The organism is Leptolyngbya sp. 7M, assembly GCF_018128485.1.
This window is the reverse complement of the sequence record NZ_CP070897.1, coordinates 1,216,224-1,231,768: the sequence shown is the minus strand read 5'-3', so window position 1 is coordinate 1,231,768 and position 15,545 is coordinate 1,216,224. Positions and strand designations below refer to the sequence as shown.

The 15,545-nt window shown below is 48.7% G+C and carries 16 protein-coding genes; 9 read left to right on the top strand and 7 right to left on the bottom strand.

Annotated elements, in window-relative coordinates:
* From JVX88_RS05860 to JVX88_RS05845, 4 genes are read right to left on the bottom strand one after another with little or no spacing between them, the layout of a single operon-like run.
* Positions 1–636 (bottom strand): peptidylprolyl isomerase, encoded by a 636-nt coding sequence (locus JVX88_RS05860; protein WP_211626399.1) that lies wholly within the window; start codon positions 634–636, stop codon positions 1–3.
* An 8-nt stretch (positions 637–644) separates the two neighbouring features.
* Positions 645–1,094 (bottom strand): D-aminoacyl-tRNA deacylase, encoded by a 450-nt coding sequence (gene dtd, locus JVX88_RS05855; RefSeq protein ID WP_211626398.1) that lies wholly within the window; start codon positions 1,092–1,094, stop codon positions 645–647.
* On the bottom strand, positions 1,094–1,588 hold the full coding sequence (locus tag JVX88_RS05850) for a peptidylprolyl isomerase (RefSeq protein ID WP_211626397.1): 495 nt from the start codon (positions 1,586–1,588) through the stop codon (positions 1,094–1,096). Before JVX88_RS05850 ends, dtd begins: the two co-directional genes overlap by 1 nt.
* Positions 1,589–2,347 carry an HAD family hydrolase gene (locus JVX88_RS05845; RefSeq protein WP_315875323.1) on the bottom strand — a complete coding sequence of 253 codons (759 nt, stop codon included), beginning with the start codon at positions 2,345–2,347 and terminating at the stop codon, positions 1,589–1,591.
* Between JVX88_RS05845 and JVX88_RS40460 the strand changes: the two genes are divergently transcribed.
* The 9 genes from JVX88_RS40460 (at position 2,250) to JVX88_RS05800 (ending at position 12,038) form a co-directional block, all read left to right on the top strand.
* A complete protein-coding gene (locus JVX88_RS40460) occupies positions 2,250–3,167 on the top strand; it encodes an efflux RND transporter permease subunit (RefSeq protein WP_211626395.1) in 918 nt (305 codons plus the stop codon). The two genes, JVX88_RS05845 and JVX88_RS40460, sit on opposite strands and share 98 nt — an antisense overlap.
* Entirely contained in the window at positions 3,164–4,456 is a 1,293-nt protein-coding gene (locus JVX88_RS40455) for an efflux RND transporter permease subunit (RefSeq protein WP_263975569.1), read from the top strand. The genes JVX88_RS40460 and JVX88_RS40455 overlap by 4 nt, the downstream gene beginning before the upstream one ends.
* A 33-nt stretch (positions 4,457–4,489) precedes the next feature.
* The gene (locus tag JVX88_RS05830; protein ID WP_211626393.1) at positions 4,490–6,241 is read left to right on the top strand and encodes a TolC family protein; all 1,752 of its coding nucleotides are present in this window, start codon (positions 4,490–4,492) and stop codon (positions 6,239–6,241) included.
* 39 nt (positions 6,242–6,280) lie between these two features.
* Positions 6,281–7,288: an NAD(P)H-quinone oxidoreductase gene (locus JVX88_RS05825; protein ID WP_211626392.1), complete on the top strand. Its 1,008-nt coding sequence runs from the start codon at positions 6,281–6,283 to the stop codon at positions 7,286–7,288.
* Positions 7,289–7,297: 9 nt separating this feature from the next.
* Positions 7,298–8,377, top strand: coding sequence for an SDR family oxidoreductase (locus tag JVX88_RS05820; RefSeq protein ID WP_211626391.1), 1,080 nt, complete (start codon positions 7,298–7,300; stop codon positions 8,375–8,377).
* A gap of 39 nt (positions 8,378–8,416) precedes the next feature.
* The gene (locus JVX88_RS05815) at positions 8,417–9,517 is read left to right on the top strand and encodes a VWA domain-containing protein (RefSeq protein ID WP_211626390.1); all 1,101 of its coding nucleotides are present in this window, start codon (positions 8,417–8,419) and stop codon (positions 9,515–9,517) included.
* Positions 9,518–9,692: 175 nt separating this feature from the next.
* Positions 9,693–10,343, top strand: a complete 651-nt coding sequence (locus JVX88_RS05810) for an RNA polymerase sigma factor (protein WP_225931481.1) — start codon at positions 9,693–9,695, stop codon at positions 10,341–10,343.
* Positions 10,344–10,387: 44 nt separating this feature from the next.
* Positions 10,388–11,083 (top strand): hypothetical protein, encoded by a 696-nt coding sequence (locus tag JVX88_RS05805; RefSeq protein ID WP_211626388.1) that lies wholly within the window; start codon positions 10,388–10,390, stop codon positions 11,081–11,083.
* Positions 11,084–11,096: 13 nt separating this feature from the next.
* The gene (locus JVX88_RS05800; RefSeq protein WP_211626387.1) at positions 11,097–12,038 is read left to right on the top strand and encodes a hypothetical protein; all 942 of its coding nucleotides are present in this window, start codon (positions 11,097–11,099) and stop codon (positions 12,036–12,038) included.
* Between the two features lie 499 nt (positions 12,039–12,537).
* Here the strand turns inward: JVX88_RS05800 and JVX88_RS05795 are convergent, their stop codons facing one another.
* The 3 genes from JVX88_RS05795 to JVX88_RS05785 all read right to left on the bottom strand — a co-directional run bounded on the left by JVX88_RS05795 (position 12,538) and on the right by JVX88_RS05785 (position 15,486).
* Positions 12,538–13,488 carry a sulfotransferase family protein gene (locus JVX88_RS05795; RefSeq protein ID WP_211626386.1) on the bottom strand — a complete coding sequence of 317 codons (951 nt, stop codon included), beginning with the start codon at positions 13,486–13,488 and terminating at the stop codon, positions 12,538–12,540.
* Between the two features lie 58 nt (positions 13,489–13,546).
* Positions 13,547–14,386, bottom strand: coding sequence for a WcbI family polysaccharide biosynthesis putative acetyltransferase (locus JVX88_RS05790; RefSeq protein WP_211626385.1), 840 nt, complete (start codon positions 14,384–14,386; stop codon positions 13,547–13,549).
* A 68-nt stretch (positions 14,387–14,454) separates the two neighbouring features.
* Positions 14,455–15,486, bottom strand: a complete 1,032-nt coding sequence (locus JVX88_RS05785) for a glycosyltransferase family 10 domain-containing protein (RefSeq protein ID WP_211626384.1) — start codon at positions 15,484–15,486, stop codon at positions 14,455–14,457.
* Between the last annotated feature and the right edge of the window lie 59 nt (positions 15,487–15,545).

Here is a 15,545-nt window from a genome sequence, read left to right as displayed (position 1 = left end):
TCATTGACTATCTCTAGGTACGATCCGGATCGTCTTAATGCGTACTGGCTCTGCGGGACGCTCTCCATTTTTGGGTGTTACACCGGAAATGGTTCGGGCATGATTCATACCCTCGAACACACGTCCGAAGACAGTATATTTCTTGTCAAAATCCGGTGTCCTCCGAAGCGTGATAAAGAATTGAGAATTCGCCGAATTTATATCATTCCCAAGCCTTGCAGCTCCGACGATACCAACATCATATGGAACATCCGAAAATTCGGCAGGCACATTCGGTTTTCCCGAATCGCCTTCCTTCATTGGATTCGGGGTTCGTCCAGGTTTCGTATCAGCATTGCCGGCTTGAATTACGGTTTGATTTACGCGGTGAAATTCGATCCCGTCAAAATATCCCTCAGCGGCAAGTTGCTTGAAGCGCTCGACCATTTTCGGCGCAATGTTTGAATAAAGCTCGATCTTCATTGTCCCGAATGCTTCCGATTTTTCCATCTCGATGACGGCGATCTCACTGTCTGCAACAGGTGTGGTGCCTGTTTTAACAGCACCGTTCGAATTTGACACACTTGTGCCGCTACTACAAGAAAATGTTGCGACACCAGCAAAGATCAATGCAAAGATCCGAATTCGATCGATCATTTTCCCATTCATATCTGTTTTTCACTATCAAGAAGTATTGTGACCGGGCCATTATTTACAAGCTCAACATCCATCATTGCCTGAAAACGGCCGGTCTTGACCGTTTCAACTAACTTCTTGCATTTCGAAACGAAATGCTCGTAAAGTTCATTTGCTCGCTCCGGCGGAGCTGCATCGATGAAGGAGGGACGGCGTCCCTTTCGCGCGTCGCCATATAGAGTGAATTGTGAAACTACCAACAATTCGCCATTACTCTCCAAAAGCGATTTGTTCATCCTGCCGTCTGCATCCTCAAATATCCGCAGGTTTACGATCTTATCGGCAAGATAGTCGGCGCTTTCCCGATCATCAGTGGACCGAACTCCTAACAACACAAGAAGTCCGTTCCGGATAGCTCCGACTATCTCACCATCGACGGAAACACTCGCTCTTGATACTCGCTGAACGACTGCACGCATCAGTTCGCCGCTTCTTCAATATATACCCGATTCATCACGACCGGTTCGAGCGGCTTGTCTTTTGCATTTCGTTCTACGTTTGCGATCGCATCCACAACGTCGTGTCCATCCAAGACGCGGCCAAATTTTGTGTAGCTAGGCGGAAGCGGATAATCTACGTGCATAATAAAAAATTGCGAGCCATTAGTGTTAGGACCAGAATTTGCCATCGCAACGGTTCCTTTTTCATAGGCGCCCGCGTAGAGATCCGAGCCGCGATCTATCTCATCGTCAAATCTTCCGCCCCAAGCCGATTCTCCGCCGTAGCCTTCGCCGAGCGGATCTCCTCCCTGGATCATAAAATTTGGAATAACGCGATGGAAGATCACGCCGTCGTAATAATTCTTCCCGGCTAGAAGCCGGAAATTCTCTGTTGTCTTTGGAGCGTCCTGCTCCAATAATTCAAACCTGATAGTACCTTTGTTCGTTTCGATAACTGCTGTCCTATTAGCCACTTATGTCTTTTCTCCGTTTAATATAAATCGTTCGATCGCCGCCGCAACGCCGCTTTCGTCGTTACTTAATGTTGTATAAAATCCATCGCGTTCAAGCAAACTAGGGTCTGCGTTTCCCATCACGACCGGAGTTCCGGCGAATTCGAGCATTTCAAGATCGTTAAAATTGTCGCCGATCACCATCACATTCTCCGGCGTAAGTCCATTCAAGACCGAGAGCTTTTCGACGCCGGTGCCTTTCGAAGCATCGGGCGGCAAGATATCGATAAGTGTAAAGTCCAAATGCGGATATATCGTTGGCAGGATCGTAACTGTGTCATTCAGTTCGTGCCTGAGCAATTCGGTCAATCTCGCCATCGGCTCGCAGCCGCCTGAAAAAGAAATATGGATCACTTCGTGATCGGGCAAGGCCTCGTGAAGATCGCTGACGTGCCGAACCGAATCTTCTGCGTCGCAGCCGTGCAAACGTTCGGACCAAAGAAGATACTTTTGAAGCGGGAGATTATCCGCGGAGATGCGGTCATAAATCATCGTGCCCTTGCCATGCGGATCGGTGCTCACGAGAGCGTCGCCGCCATGACGTTTACCGGCCCGCACTATTTCGCGGGTAGTTTCGAGGTTGAGCAGCGATGCGGCTACCGTAGCGCTGGAAGAACATTTGGTGCTGGGTTCGATCTTTGCCTCGATCGTCGTCTTCCTATTCCTTTGGAGCGGCCGCTCGACCTTCATCGCCGCACTCGCGATCCCGACCTCTATCATCTCGACCTTCGCATTGATGTACGCGATGGGCTACACGTTGAATTCGATCACGATGCTCGCTTTGACGCTGATGGTCGGGATCGTTATCGACGACGCGATCGTGGTACTTGAAAACATCTACCGATTTGTCGAGGAAAAAGGGATGAATCCTTTTCAAGCGGCGATCGAGGGCACACGCGAGATCGGTTTGGCAGTGCTTGCAACAACGCTATCGCTGATGGCAGTGTTCGTTCCGATCGGTTTTATGCAGGGTATCGTTGGGCGGTTTATGTCCAGCTTTGGCCTTACAGCTTCCTTTGCGGTCGGCGTTTCACTGATCGTTTCTTTCACATTAACGCCGATGCTTGCTGCAAGACTCATCAAGCAGAAGCATGCAGCAGCTCCAAAAGACGAGGCATTTGAAAGCGACGTTAACGTTGAGGGAACGCTGGGAACGAATCGCGAGCGGTCCGATGCAGAAACCCTTTCGAAAGAGCGCGGGTGGTTCCGTTTCATACTCGATAGGTACACCTCGATGCTCCGTTTTTCGATGGCTCATCGATGGGTGATCGTAACGCTCTGCATCCTGATGTTCCTGTCGATCATTCCGCTCTTTATGTTCGTCGGCAAGAACTTTCTGCCGGTCGATGACCAATCACAGTTCGAGGTAACGATCCGTGCTCCGGAGGGTTCGAGCCTAGGCGAGACTGCCCTTCGCATGGAACGTATAGCTGCGGAGATAAGGAAGATGCCAGGCGTTACCGATACGCTTACGACCATCGGCGGCGGCACGCAGCAGGTGGTCAATGCCGGGACGATCTATGTAAAGCTAACAACATAAAGGAGCGCTCAAAGTCGCAGGAGGAGCTGATGGCCGAGACGCGCGAGATGCTCGTGCCCTATGCGGATGAGCTTCGAACAAGTGTCGGCATCGTGCAGGCCTTTTCTGGCGGCGGCTTTCGAAACGCGAATGTACAGTTCCTGATCACCGGGCCCGATCTCAGCAAGTTGGAAGAATATTCCGAACAGATACTCCAAAAGATGAAGACGATCCCGGACGCAGTTGATGTCGATTCAACTCTTATAGCTGGCAAGCCGGAGATCCAGCTTGAGATAAACCGTGCTGTCGCCGCCGATCTTGGCGTTCGCGTCGGCGACATTTCCGCAGCGTTGAATACACTCGTTGCCGGGCAGGAAGCGACCACGTTCAATCAAGGATCGAATCAGTACAAAGTTCGCGTTCGTGCGATAAACGACTACCGCACTGATGTCGAAGGGCTTAGCCGCCTGATCGTGCCGTCATCAAAGCTTGGCTGGGTCTCGCTTGACCGTCTGGTTACGACGGAACCGGGCACCGGACCTAGCTCGATCGAACGTACGAACCGACAGCGTCAGGTTACGCTTCTTGCCAACACGCGACCCGGCGGATCAGCAGCAAGCATTACGTCGGAGATAGATAATTTTGTTCGTCAACTGAATCTTCCGAGCGGCTACAAGACCGGCTACGTGGGCCAATCAAAGGAAATGGGCCGTGCGGGCTTCTATTTTCTATTGGCTTTCGCTCTTTCGTTCGTCTTTATGTATATCGTACTGGCGGCGCAGTTTGAATCATTCATTCATCCGGTAACTATTTTACTTACGCTGCCTCTTTCAGTGCCGTTTGGTATCTTCAGCCTGCTTGTTGCGGGGCAAACGGTAAACATCTTTTCGGGGCTCGGTCTGTTGCTGCTTTTTGGTGTTGTCAAAAAGAACGCCATTCTTCAGATCGATCACACGAATAATCTTCGCGCAAAGGGAATGAGCCGTTACGACGCGATAATTCAATCGAATCGCGACCGTTTGCGGCCGATCCTTATGACGACGCTTGCTCTTGTAGCAGGTATGATCCCGCTGGTTCTTTCGACAGGCGCCGGTTCGGGAACGAACCGTTCGATCGGCGTTCTTGTCGTTGGCGGCCAATCGCTTTGTTTGCTTCTGACGCTGCTCGCCGTCCCGGTCTTTTATTCCATTTTTGATGACCTTGCGGAAATGCGGCTATTCCAGTACGTAAGCCGATTCTCTGACTGGCTTTTTGGCGGTATCCGACGCACTTTTGCGGCGGCAACGGGATCGGTCTTTGGAAGAGATTGAATCATTCAGATATTTACGAGCGCTTTTATATTTATGGGTTCGCGATCATACATAATCATCTTACTTGCGTGCCTTTTGCTTGTGAACGCGGCACACGGACAGGCAGAACCGCCCGCGCCGATACCTTCGCCAACGCCGTTTGTTGCTGACCCAAAAGGCATTTTCCCGGAGAATGCTCCGGGGGCACCGAACGTCGCCGCGGACTATGTGTCCTTGGACCGCAGCTTGCCATATCTTGAACGGGTCGGGGTCGATGCCGCCGATCAGCGTGCATTGACTCTGGCTGAAGCCATCGAGATGGCCTTAGACAATAACCGAGATATCGAGGTTGCCAGAAAGGGACGCTCAATTGCCGGTTTTGAACTAAAGGCGGCACGCTGGTTCTACGAGCCAAGACTGACCGGCCAGGCGTTGTACGAGCGCTCAACCGTGCCGAACCTCAGCATTTTCTCGACGAATGAGACCACTACGCAGGGCAGCTTTGTCGGAAATGCGGGAATAACCGGATACATCCCACGTTTTGGCTCGGTGATAAGGGCAGACATAAATAATCAAAGGCTAACAACGAACAATCCGATCGCGATCCTTAGCCCGCAGTATAATTCGAGCCTAGGATTCACGTTCACTCAGCCGCTTTTCCGTGGACGCGGAATGGATCAGCCGCGACGAATAATAGAGATCGCAAAACGAAATCTTGAGATCACGGATACGCAATTCCGCCAGCGATCGATCGACGCTGTCGCCGCAGTAGAAAAAGCATATTGGGACCTCACATATTCACTACGAAATCTTCAGGTCCAGCGCGATGGCGTCCGCGATGCAAAACAGCAGCTGGAGCACAACCGCCGGTTGGTGGAAGAAGGTCAGCTCGCACCGATCGACATCGTAGCCGCTGAAACGCAAGTCGCCAATTACGAACAGGCGGTCTATGAGGCTCTGAACGCTGTGAACATCGCCGAGAATCTACTTAAGAATCTGATCGCACCTGATCGTGATGCTGAGATCTGGTCTGAAGTATTGATCCCGATAGAAGCTGTTGAGCGGCCGCTGCCGGACGTAACGCTTTCTGAGGCAATGGAGAATGCCCTTAAGCTTCGTCCCGAACTTGAGATAAACAAAGGTCAAAAGGCGATCAACGAGGTCGAGCAGAAATTCTATAAAGACCAAACACGTCCACAGATAGACTTCGTTGCAGGATATTCATCGGCCGGAGTCGGCGGCGGGATCAATCCGAATTTTTCCAGCCCGTTCTGTGCAAATAGTCCGGAGCCGGCAAAGTGCGAGGCAGCGCAGCAGGCACAGCTTCAGAATTTTCTTCAAACCATCGGCGGCCCCGGTTCGGTTGTGCCGGACATTTTTTCAAATAAGTATCCAACATACCGCATAGGCGTACAGTTCAATCTTCCGCTGCTTGGTGATAAGGCTTCCCGCGCGAATCTTGGAAAGGCGCGTGTCGATGCGGAACGGCTCGAAGTTCAACGCGAGGCCATTGAACAGGCTATACAGGTTGAGGTTAGAAATGCCATTCAGAACATCCGCACCGCGGAAGCCAGGCTTCGGACCGCATCGATAGCACGTGAGAATACACAGCGGCAATACGAATCTGAGCAGCGAAAGCTAGACTCAGGCCAATCAGATATCTATCGAGTATTGGAAAGACAGACCGCTCTTACCGCCGCTCGATCGAATGAACTTCGTGCGCGGACCGAATTGAACAAGGCTATCGCTGAGCTAAACCGCGCGATGGGCAGGACGCTCACGGCAAATAACGTTGAGGCACGCTAAAAGCAAGATCCTGCAGTCGCACCAGATATTCGGACACCGATGAGAACGGTTTACATCAATGAATTTGGCGGACCGGAGAATCTGGCGGTCCGCAATGTTCCCGAACCGTATCCGCCGCAAGGTCGAGAGATCCTTGTGCAGGTTGCTTACGCCGGCATCAATCGAGCCGATGTATTGCAGCGAAAAGGACTTTACCCTCCTCCCGCGGGCTTCGATCCGAGGCGTCCGGGATTAGAGTTCGCGGGGTCGGTGGTCGAATGCGGCGGGAACGTAACGTCATTTCGGCCCGGCGACTTTGTTTGCGGCATCACATCCGGAGAGGCACAGTCTGAATTCATCGCCATCGATGAACGTTTGGCAATAAATGCGGCAGAACTAACCCAAGAGGCTGCGGCCGCTATCCCGGAAGCATACATAACCGCCCATGACGCTTTAATAACCCAAGCAAAAGCAGTTGTCGGAGACTTTATACTGATCCACGCGATCGCGTCAGGTGTTGGGCTGGCGGCTGCCGAACTTGCTCTATCCGTTGGGTGCCAGGTGATCGGAACCACACGCAGCGAACAAAAGGCCGAGGCATTGACCGGCGTCGGCGGGCCTTTCTATGAAAAAGGAGTAGGGATACTTGTTCTAAAGGATGGGCCGGCTTTTTCCGATCGTTTGCATGAGATGACGAACGGACGCGGCGCGGACGTCGTCATCGATCTTGTCGGCGGCGATTATTTTCCCGATGATCTGCTCTCAGCTGCATCAAAAGGGCGAATAATGCTGATCGGGTTGACGGCGGGCCGCCGCGCAGAGTTTGATATGGGGATCGCCCTTTCAAAACGGCTTACGATCCGCGGAACAGTGCTGCGTTCACGAAGTATCGAGGAGAAGGCTCTAGCCCTAGATTCTTTTCGCCACCAGATGCTTCAAAAGTTCTCTTCCGATCCGCCGCAGCTAAGGCCGTTCATCGACAAGGTCTTTGCTTTGGAAGATGTCGCCGAAGCACATAGATATATTGAGGGTGACCATAATATTGGAAAGGTGCTATTGAAACTCTAGTTTGAGATAATGGCTGAAAACACTCCTCCACGAACTATATTTTTGACCGGATTTCCCGGATTTATCGCTACCAGGCTCGTAGAGCGACTGGCCGCCAATTGTGAGCAATTCTACCTTTTGGTCCAGCCGCCGTTCATCGAAAAGGCCAAAATGGAAGTTGAGAGCATCGCGCTCCGCACCGATGTTCCGATCGAGAAGTTTGCGATCATTCCCGGCAACATTACGTTGGCCGGCTTGGGAATCGATCCTGAAGATACTGCCGAACTGGTAGAAACCGTCACGGAAGTTCACCATTTGGCTGCGATCTATGATCTTGCGGTCGCCCGAGAGCCTGCTTTTTCGGTTAACGTGGAAGGCACGAAGAACGTAAATGGCTTTGTCCGAACGTTAAAACGGCTTTCCGGTTATAACTATGTATCTACTTGTTATGTTGCGGGTAAACGGATCGGCCGTATTCTTGAGACCGAACTTGAACACACAGCCGGCTTTCGAAATTTTTATGAGGAAACCAAGTATTTGGCAGAGTTGGAAGTAGAGAAACTCAAGCGCGATCTGCCTGTAACCGTATTTCGACCGTCCGTTGTGGTCGGTGATTCGCGGACCGGTGAGACCGCAAAATATGATGGAATTTACTATCTGATACGGTATCTTGCACGGGCTCCGCGCGTGCTGCGGCTTGTAAATGTGGGAAATAAGCATGTTAAGCTGAATCTGGTGCCGGTGGACCATGTTGTTGAAGCCATTACCTCGCTATCCCGTGATCCAGATTCCATCGGTAAGACATTCGCGATCGCCGACCCTTCGCCGCTAACCACAAGTTTATTGTTTGATGTCATAACGGAGGCATTGTGCGGAAAACGGTCGATCGTCTCGCCCCTGGCTTCCTTGGTGTATGCTTTCTTGCGTTCGCCGCCCTCACCTTCATTGACCGGCTTGCCCCATTCCGCTGTTCCGGATTTCTTTATTGAACAGGAGTACGATACTGCCCTGGCGAGCGGCTTTTTAGCACGTCACGGCATAACATGTCCTTCATTCGCAGACTACGTCCCGAATATAGTTGATTTCGTTAAGAAGCATCCCGATCTATAGACCGAACATCGGAATCTATACAGATCGGTAATCGGAAATATGCGGTATATCTACTTCATCGTTTACATTGTAATTACTTTATCGGGGACTACGGCCGCCCAAAGTGGCCGCATTCAACCGACGCCGACCCCAACGCCGGATGAAGCCGTAAAGATCGAGACGGAAGAAATAAAGCTGAGCATTCTAGCACTGGATGAGGACGGCAAATACGTGAAGGACGTTACCGGTAATGATATTGTAATTACAGATAATAACATCCTGCATCAACCCGAGACGGTTCGCCGTATCCCGGCCAATGTTTTGATCGTATTGGACACCGGCGGCGAGCTCAGATGGGTCAAGAACCTCGACCATACCCGAAGGGCTGCCGCGGCTGTCATCGAGGCTCTTGCCCCGGGCAATAATGTGGCAATACTTCAATATAGCGACAAGGCAGAACTTGTAGGCGATTGGACGGACGACAAGAATGAGGCTTTGGGCGTACTTAGGAAAACAAAGTTTGGACTTAGGTCCGCTTTTGTTGAGGCTATCGATCTAGCGATAGAAACCCTGCTTTCGCAGCCGCGGGACAATAGACATCTTGTTCTGATCACCGACGGAACCGACAGTTTTTACGGGCCAGCGGAACGCCTAAGGGCGATGAGGCGGCTGTTGTCAACCGACATCAGCGTACACGTTATCAGCTATACCCGAATGGAATCTAACGATATTGACCCGCGAACAAAAGCTATCTCCAATTCACCGCCGCCGCGTGCGATGCCGGATGAGATAGCGGCAACGCTGCCAAACGGCAACAGAGATGCTGCACGGGCTCCGAAGATCGGCCCGACCATAAATATGGACCGCAAGCATCTTGAGCGGATGCGAAACAGAAAGCGCGACTTGGATGAAAGCGAATCTCATCTGCTGCAGCTTGTCGAGAATACGAACGGAACGATATTGGTACCGCTCGACCGCGAAGAGATGGTCGCCCGCGCCGCCCGCATTTCGGCGTTCATCAACGCCTCATATGTGATTACCTATATTCCAAAGGTACCGGTCGCCGAAGGGCCAGCCGAACGAACGATCCTCGTAACCTCAAAGCGAGAGGGCCTTGTCGTCCAAGCAAAGCGCCGATTTTTGCGACCTGAAAAACCATAGGAAAGCCAACCGCGTCATATACACCGCACTCGCGGTGTTTTTATTTAAACATTGGCCCGATCGCCTACGTATGTTTGGTCGGGACGAGTTTAATGAGTTCTCGATGATAGTGGAAACTTTTGCTTCGGTTTTGCGTCTTTAAAGACGGCAGCCGATCTTTACATTCGATCAAGTGATGCAAACTTTGCCGTCCGTTCTGGAAAATGAAGCCGTAATTCCGCGTTTGGAGGAGCGCGACGACCTAGGTGCGCCTGTAATTTCAGAAAGGACCGATCTTCAGTTGATCGAGCTGGTCCAAGCCGGGCACGCAACCGCGTTTGAGGAGCTTTTCGAGCGCCACAAACGTTACGTAGCGCGGCTCGCCGGGCGTTACCTTACCCGCCCGGAAGAGATCGAGGAGATGATCCAGATCGTCTTTGCAAAGGTATTTGTTGAATTGCCGCGGTTTCGAGGGGATCACGAATTCTCCCTGACCGGTTGGCTGCGGCAGATAACGGTTAATGCGTCTATCGACATTTTGCGAAGCAAGAAGCGGCGGCCTGAGGACATCTGTTCAGATATTACCGAAGGCGATATAGCAGATCTTGCCGAGGCCGCAAATCATGACCCGCGTTCCGAAGAGAATGCTCTAGTCGACCGCGATCTTGCCATCAAATTGCTCGGGCATCTGGAGCCGGAAGACCGGGTCGTTATGCAGATGTTATATGTTGAAGAACTAAGCGTTGCGGAGATAGCAGAAATGCTCGGCTGGTCAGCATCAAAGGTCAAGATACGTGCGTGGCGTGCGCGACGTTCGCTTAGAAAGATACTTTCTAAGTACGTGTAACCGGCCACACGGATGTTACGTCTTTATTGCTGACAGGCACTCTAATGGGGAAATTAGGTAAAAAGGAACTGGATCTATTGGGCGAGAAGCTGCTTCGCTTGTCGCGGTTAGAGCCGCCGGAAGCTGACCGTATCGCCGAAAGATCTCACCTGTTTGCTTCTGTGCTGAAAAAAGCCGAAGCTTTTCAGCGCGTTCCTGATGACCGTCCGAAGCGAGTGTTCCTTTTAGACTTAACCGTTTTCAAAGGTGCTGCTTCCGCCGCGGTTTTCATGATCGCGGCCGTAGCGAGCGTTTCAGTTTATTTAGTTAAAGATCGTGCGGCTGAAGTGAGCGAAGATCGGCCGTCGATGCCGGCTGAAAAGCCGGTGGGTTCGCTGTCCAATAATCCTCCTGGGTCAGTAATTATGTATGATTTACTGCCAGCGGACAGCGAACCCGAAAGATCCATTCGGCCGGCACGTACCTTGGTAAAGACCCAGGCAGCACCGAGACGTCAGGCCGTTCGTCCGCAAACGCTTGATATGCGCGAATCTGCGGTCGAGGAGTTTTATCCCATTACATTTGCCGGTGATCCATATGAAACGGCTCGCGGTGGGCGGGTCGTGCGTGTTGATGTACCTGCAACCACGCTTTTTGCGATGGGCCTGCGGCATTCGCTAGAAAATGCTTCGGAAATGGTGAAGGCCGATCTACTGATCGGCCCTGACGGAGTGGCAAGAGGTATTAGATTGGTCAGATAGAGGTCAAGCTCAGATGAAAGTAGTATTTGGATCAGCGCTCTTCGCGCTATTTGTGACTGTCGGATATTCCCAGCAGGCACGCGTAATCGCGGAACTGGGGGCATCGACCGACAGAATAGTGAAGAATGCCCCGTTCTCGGCTATCGCTGTCAGTGAAAGTGTTCAGGTACTCCCAGACGGAAACCGGATAGTGCGTACATCGACCACGAAAATGTTCCGTAACAGCGAGGGGCGTTTTCGGCGAGAGACTACGGACAGTATTGGCGGCCTTTACGGTGCCTATTTCTCGACAGGGCCGGGCATCACCATACTTGATCCCGTCGCAGGACGAAGGCTTATACTTGACGAAGGCCAAAAGGTTGCCACCGCTGTTGAGCTAAACATTGCCGATCGGCTCGTGACACGAACGATCACCACAAACCAAGGCAAATCGGCTGAACCCGGCCAAAAAGAGTCCCCAGTCAAAGTACAAGAAAGCCAAGTGAGCATTCAACCCGCAAGAAGAGCCGCAGAATTAGCGGCTGCCTCGAGGGAAATCGCTGGGGCCGCTCAGGCTCCAGGCTTTTTTACTGCTCGCACTCCGTTCGAATCAAAGACCGAACAGCTTGGTAAACAGATATTCGAAGGTGTGGAGGCCGAAGGTGTCAGAACTATTACGACCATTCCCACCGGTGCGATAGGAAATGAACGGCCGATAGAGATAGTTTTTGAACGATGGTATTCGCCTGAGCTGCAGCTCACACTATATTCAAAGCATTACGACCCTCGCTTCGGCGAGCAAACATATACGATAAAAGATCTTATCCGGGCCGAACCTGATCCATCATTGTTCTCGCTTCCGAGCGGATACAAGATCGCACCTGAAAAGGGAGCCGTAAATCGGGTTGGTCAGATACAACAGTCCGGATTTCTTGACGCTCAGGCGCTGGAGCTACCAACGGTTCTACCGGCATAGCCACGGCTAATTCCTGCTCTAGTTCTAACGGCACAGCATTGGTCGCCTTGAGCGTCAGGGGAATATTCACCTTTTGGGATTCCTGGAGTTTGGGTCTGGGTTCTAGCTCATTCCAGCGATCGGCCAAATAAAGCACTAACGAGGTGCCAATATAGCCGCCGCCCAACGCCATCACTATGTCGATCAAATAGGTCAATGCTGTGTCTAATGTTTCCATAGTTCCACTCCCACCAAATCCTCAAACTCGCTGTGCCATTAAATTTCGTGGTTAAACGACTCGTTCAGCGACTAACCGACATTATTGCTAGCGTATCGGAAATCGATCGAAAAATGTAGTCTTATTAACCTTAGTAACGATACAGCGTTTTTCACTCATGTGAGGTATGGGAGGTGTGGGGGCTTCGCCCCCACGCAGGGGCACTGCCCCTGCACCCCGTTTTTCATACTTCACTAGCCTGAAAAAGGCTGTAAATAAACTACTGTAAATTATGAACATGCATTAATTCATCGAAGCAACCTCTATGTTCTGGTTAGATTTTCTCTGCAACCATTCCACGCGAATCACATCAGCAGAATCAAGCTCCTGAGGGCGATGGGTATCAAGTGTCTTTCGCAATTCTTGGTAAGAGTATCCCATCTGAAACAAGGTTTCATGCCCCAGAAATTCCAAATAGTCATTAGCAATTTGCCAAGTTTGAGGATCCTTGAGCAATGAAATCCACTTATCTGAATTTTGTGGATCTGGCCGAGACTTCTGATAAACCAATTTTTGGTCTCCGAATCGCCAGACTGTTGAATTAGTAGCACCATACTCAATCATTTTCGGAGCAAATTTCAGTTTCATTGCTTGACAAACTCTTTTAAATTCAATCTCTGGTTTGGCAATTAACTTTTCATAATGCAGAACCAGACAATCATCGCCCAATTCTCTGATTCCTTCTAACAATAAACCAGGTGCTTTAACAATGTCATTTTTTAATTGGTCTAAATGCAACCAATCACTTTTAACCCAAGTAGCAATAATTGAACAAAGAACTGCCAAGGGATTCCTAAGCAAAATAATAAACTGAGCTTGTGGAAAGACTTTGTAAATTTCTGAAATAATGTAATAATACCGTGGGGTTTTGTCTAAAAAATACTTCTTTCCAGTAGGTTTTAATACTTGACTATAAAGATCAGCATACATGAAACCTAGATGTTCATAATATGCAGCTTTACTGTTTGGTAGTTGTTGAAAAAAGTTATCCCAGCCAATTCTAGCCAGCTTGGTATTGTATTCGGCTTGAAGATCGTCATAACATAAGGGATACAGAAGTGGTAGCATTATCCAAGGTTCTGATATTGTGTGGATTTGGGGATGGCTTCCTAAAATCTTCTGGGTCAACGTAGAACCAGCTCGAGGCTGAGATATTAGGAAAATTAGGTTTTGGCCTTCCAGTCCTATACTCACAGTTACTACTTTGCCTCCGTTGCCCTGATTGTTATTAACCTTAGAATATTAAACATATCTATTTCACTTTATACACCGTATCAAAGTAATTCTTCAGCTCACTTAAATTATCAATCGTATTCATGCCTTGATTTTCATATCTTAGTACCCCAGTTAAAAAATCATGTCTTGAATATACAAAATAGGAATTCAGATCGTACCTCAGCCCTAGAACTTGAGCAAAGCGATCGGTTATGGGCTTAAAATGTCCAAATTCCTTACTCCATGCTAAATTCGAGGTACTTTGACAGGCTGCCTTCGATAAGAAAAAGTACTCTTTTATCATCTCAGTTATTTGTAAAGCCAGGTACTCATAAAAAGGCGTAGTGGGATGATACGGGTCCCTAAAAAATGGTATATCTCTGTATCTTTCCTTAAAAAAGTCTATGAATTTAACATCACCTAACTTCTCAAGTTCTGAGAAACGATACATGGCATCATTGAATGTGGATCGGATAACATCTTCATCCAGATCGGCTCCACGAAGATAAGGGGCAACCTGCCTTTCTTCATAAATTTTTGGGAAAAACATAACAGCAGCACTGTTAATTCGCTCAAGTTCACGAACATCATTTGGAGGCCAAAAGCCATTAAATCGAACAAAGGGAACTCTGATAATACAACAATCAGGTTTAAGAATTGTCTTAAGGTTTTCAAGCTTAAATTCTTCGTAGGATTGGATGGGTTGTATGATCAACGCATCACATTGAGAGAACTTTCCTTTTAGCTCATTATAATTTTCTATATTCTCATAAGATAAAATATGTTCAATATTAAATTGATGATCAACTCCTGCTTTTACTAAAGCGTTTTTATAAATCGCACCATGACAGTTTGCAAAAATCAGGATATTTCGCATTTGGCATCTCCTAGTAACTTCATGAATCCAGAGAAAAACTCTGACTAAGCTGAAAGATTCACAAATTGTTAGCCCTCAAGGCAGTGTAGTAATTGACTGAATCGCTCTGAAAATTGCTCTCTCTCTGAGATATACGCAAATGAGTCCGAAAAATGTGTAGCCAAACTTTGCAACTCTTGAATATATGCTTGCACAAACTCAGAATTTGGCACAAAGCTATCGATCTTATCAAATGCTTCTTTAGGATTGAGGCCATATAGATCAATCCAGGATTTATGCTTAATAATCTTTCTGATTCCATGCTCCACACCACCTACATACACAGGAATTCCTAAACAGGCATAAGCATCAAATAATTTCTCAGTAACATACGTCTTGTAATAAGTATTTTCAATAGCAGAAATAAATGTGCTGGCTTTATTGAGCTTTACAAGCTTATCAAGATGCCAATCTGGTAGATCCTGCCGAGGTTGCTTAGAATGCCAACCTTTTCCTTCGACCAAATTGTTTTGTCCAGTAAAATTAAGCGCCAAGTCTGTACGGAATTTACTCAATCCCCACGTATTTTGCTCCGGATAGCTTTTGGCATAATTGTCACTCAGTCTCTTTTCTGCAATAAAAGATATTTTGTACGGTGCAGAGTTCCAAACAGTTAAAATATCCTGTTCAGAGTATTTGCTTGCAGTCTTGAAAATAGAACAGTAGCGCGTAAAGAAACGGTTATGGGTTGTGAGATAGTAAGGATAGCTAGAAAATTCAAAAACATTACTATTATAATGGTTAATTTGGTGAACAGTATAACTTTTGTCAAAACAGGTGATTTCAACTATTCTACGGGTAAAATTTGGTGTCCAAATTGTGTCCCAAACTGGTTCTTCAGAAATCACCACTAGTTTACTTGATGGGTTCTTAGACTTAATTTGGTGAATAAGTTCTTTATCATCATTAAAGTCTTTGATAAAGCCAGTAAGAATCACATCGGCCTTGAAAGGATCAGTAGAATAATCAAACTTTTTTTCGAAAATAGAGCGGTAACTTTGATAGGCAAAGGGGGTTCTCTTAGAGTGCTTACCGAATAAATACAACGTCAATTTAGCCATTTAACCTAAAAATCTCCTTTAGAATACACAATGTGCGCTACCTTAAAAACCATCCAGAA

What these genes read in the sequence shown, in the direction of transcription:
- JVX88_RS05820 (WP_211626391.1), top strand. Translation starts at nt 7,298, where the DNA reads ATGGCTGAAAACACTCCTCCACGAACTATATTTTTGACCGGATTTCCC.
- JVX88_RS05845 (WP_315875323.1), bottom strand. Translation starts at nt 2,347, where the DNA reads ATGATAGAGGTCGGGATCGCGAGTGCGGCGATGAAGGTCGAGCGGCCG.
- JVX88_RS05790 (WP_211626385.1), bottom strand. Translation starts at nt 14,386, where the DNA reads ATGCGAAATATCCTGATTTTTGCAAACTGTCATGGTGCGATTTATAAA.
- JVX88_RS05830 (WP_211626393.1), top strand. Translation starts at nt 4,490, where the DNA reads ATGGGTTCGCGATCATACATAATCATCTTACTTGCGTGCCTTTTGCTT.
- JVX88_RS05810 (WP_225931481.1), top strand. Translation starts at nt 9,693, where the DNA reads ATGCAAACTTTGCCGTCCGTTCTGGAAAATGAAGCCGTAATTCCGCGT.
- JVX88_RS05815 (WP_211626390.1), top strand. Translation starts at nt 8,417, where the DNA reads ATGCGGTATATCTACTTCATCGTTTACATTGTAATTACTTTATCGGGG.
- JVX88_RS05805 (WP_211626388.1), top strand. Translation starts at nt 10,388, where the DNA reads ATGGGGAAATTAGGTAAAAAGGAACTGGATCTATTGGGCGAGAAGCTG.
- JVX88_RS05825 (WP_211626392.1), top strand. Translation starts at nt 6,281, where the DNA reads ATGAGAACGGTTTACATCAATGAATTTGGCGGACCGGAGAATCTGGCG.
- dtd (WP_211626398.1), bottom strand. Translation starts at nt 1,094, where the DNA reads ATGCGTGCAGTCGTTCAGCGAGTATCAAGAGCGAGTGTTTCCGTCGAT.
- JVX88_RS05800 (WP_211626387.1), top strand. Translation starts at nt 11,097, where the DNA reads ATGAAAGTAGTATTTGGATCAGCGCTCTTCGCGCTATTTGTGACTGTC.
- JVX88_RS05860 (WP_211626399.1), bottom strand. Translation starts at nt 636, where the DNA reads ATGATCGATCGAATTCGGATCTTTGCATTGATCTTTGCTGGTGTCGCA.
- JVX88_RS05785 (WP_211626384.1), bottom strand. Translation starts at nt 15,486, where the DNA reads ATGGCTAAATTGACGTTGTATTTATTCGGTAAGCACTCTAAGAGAACC.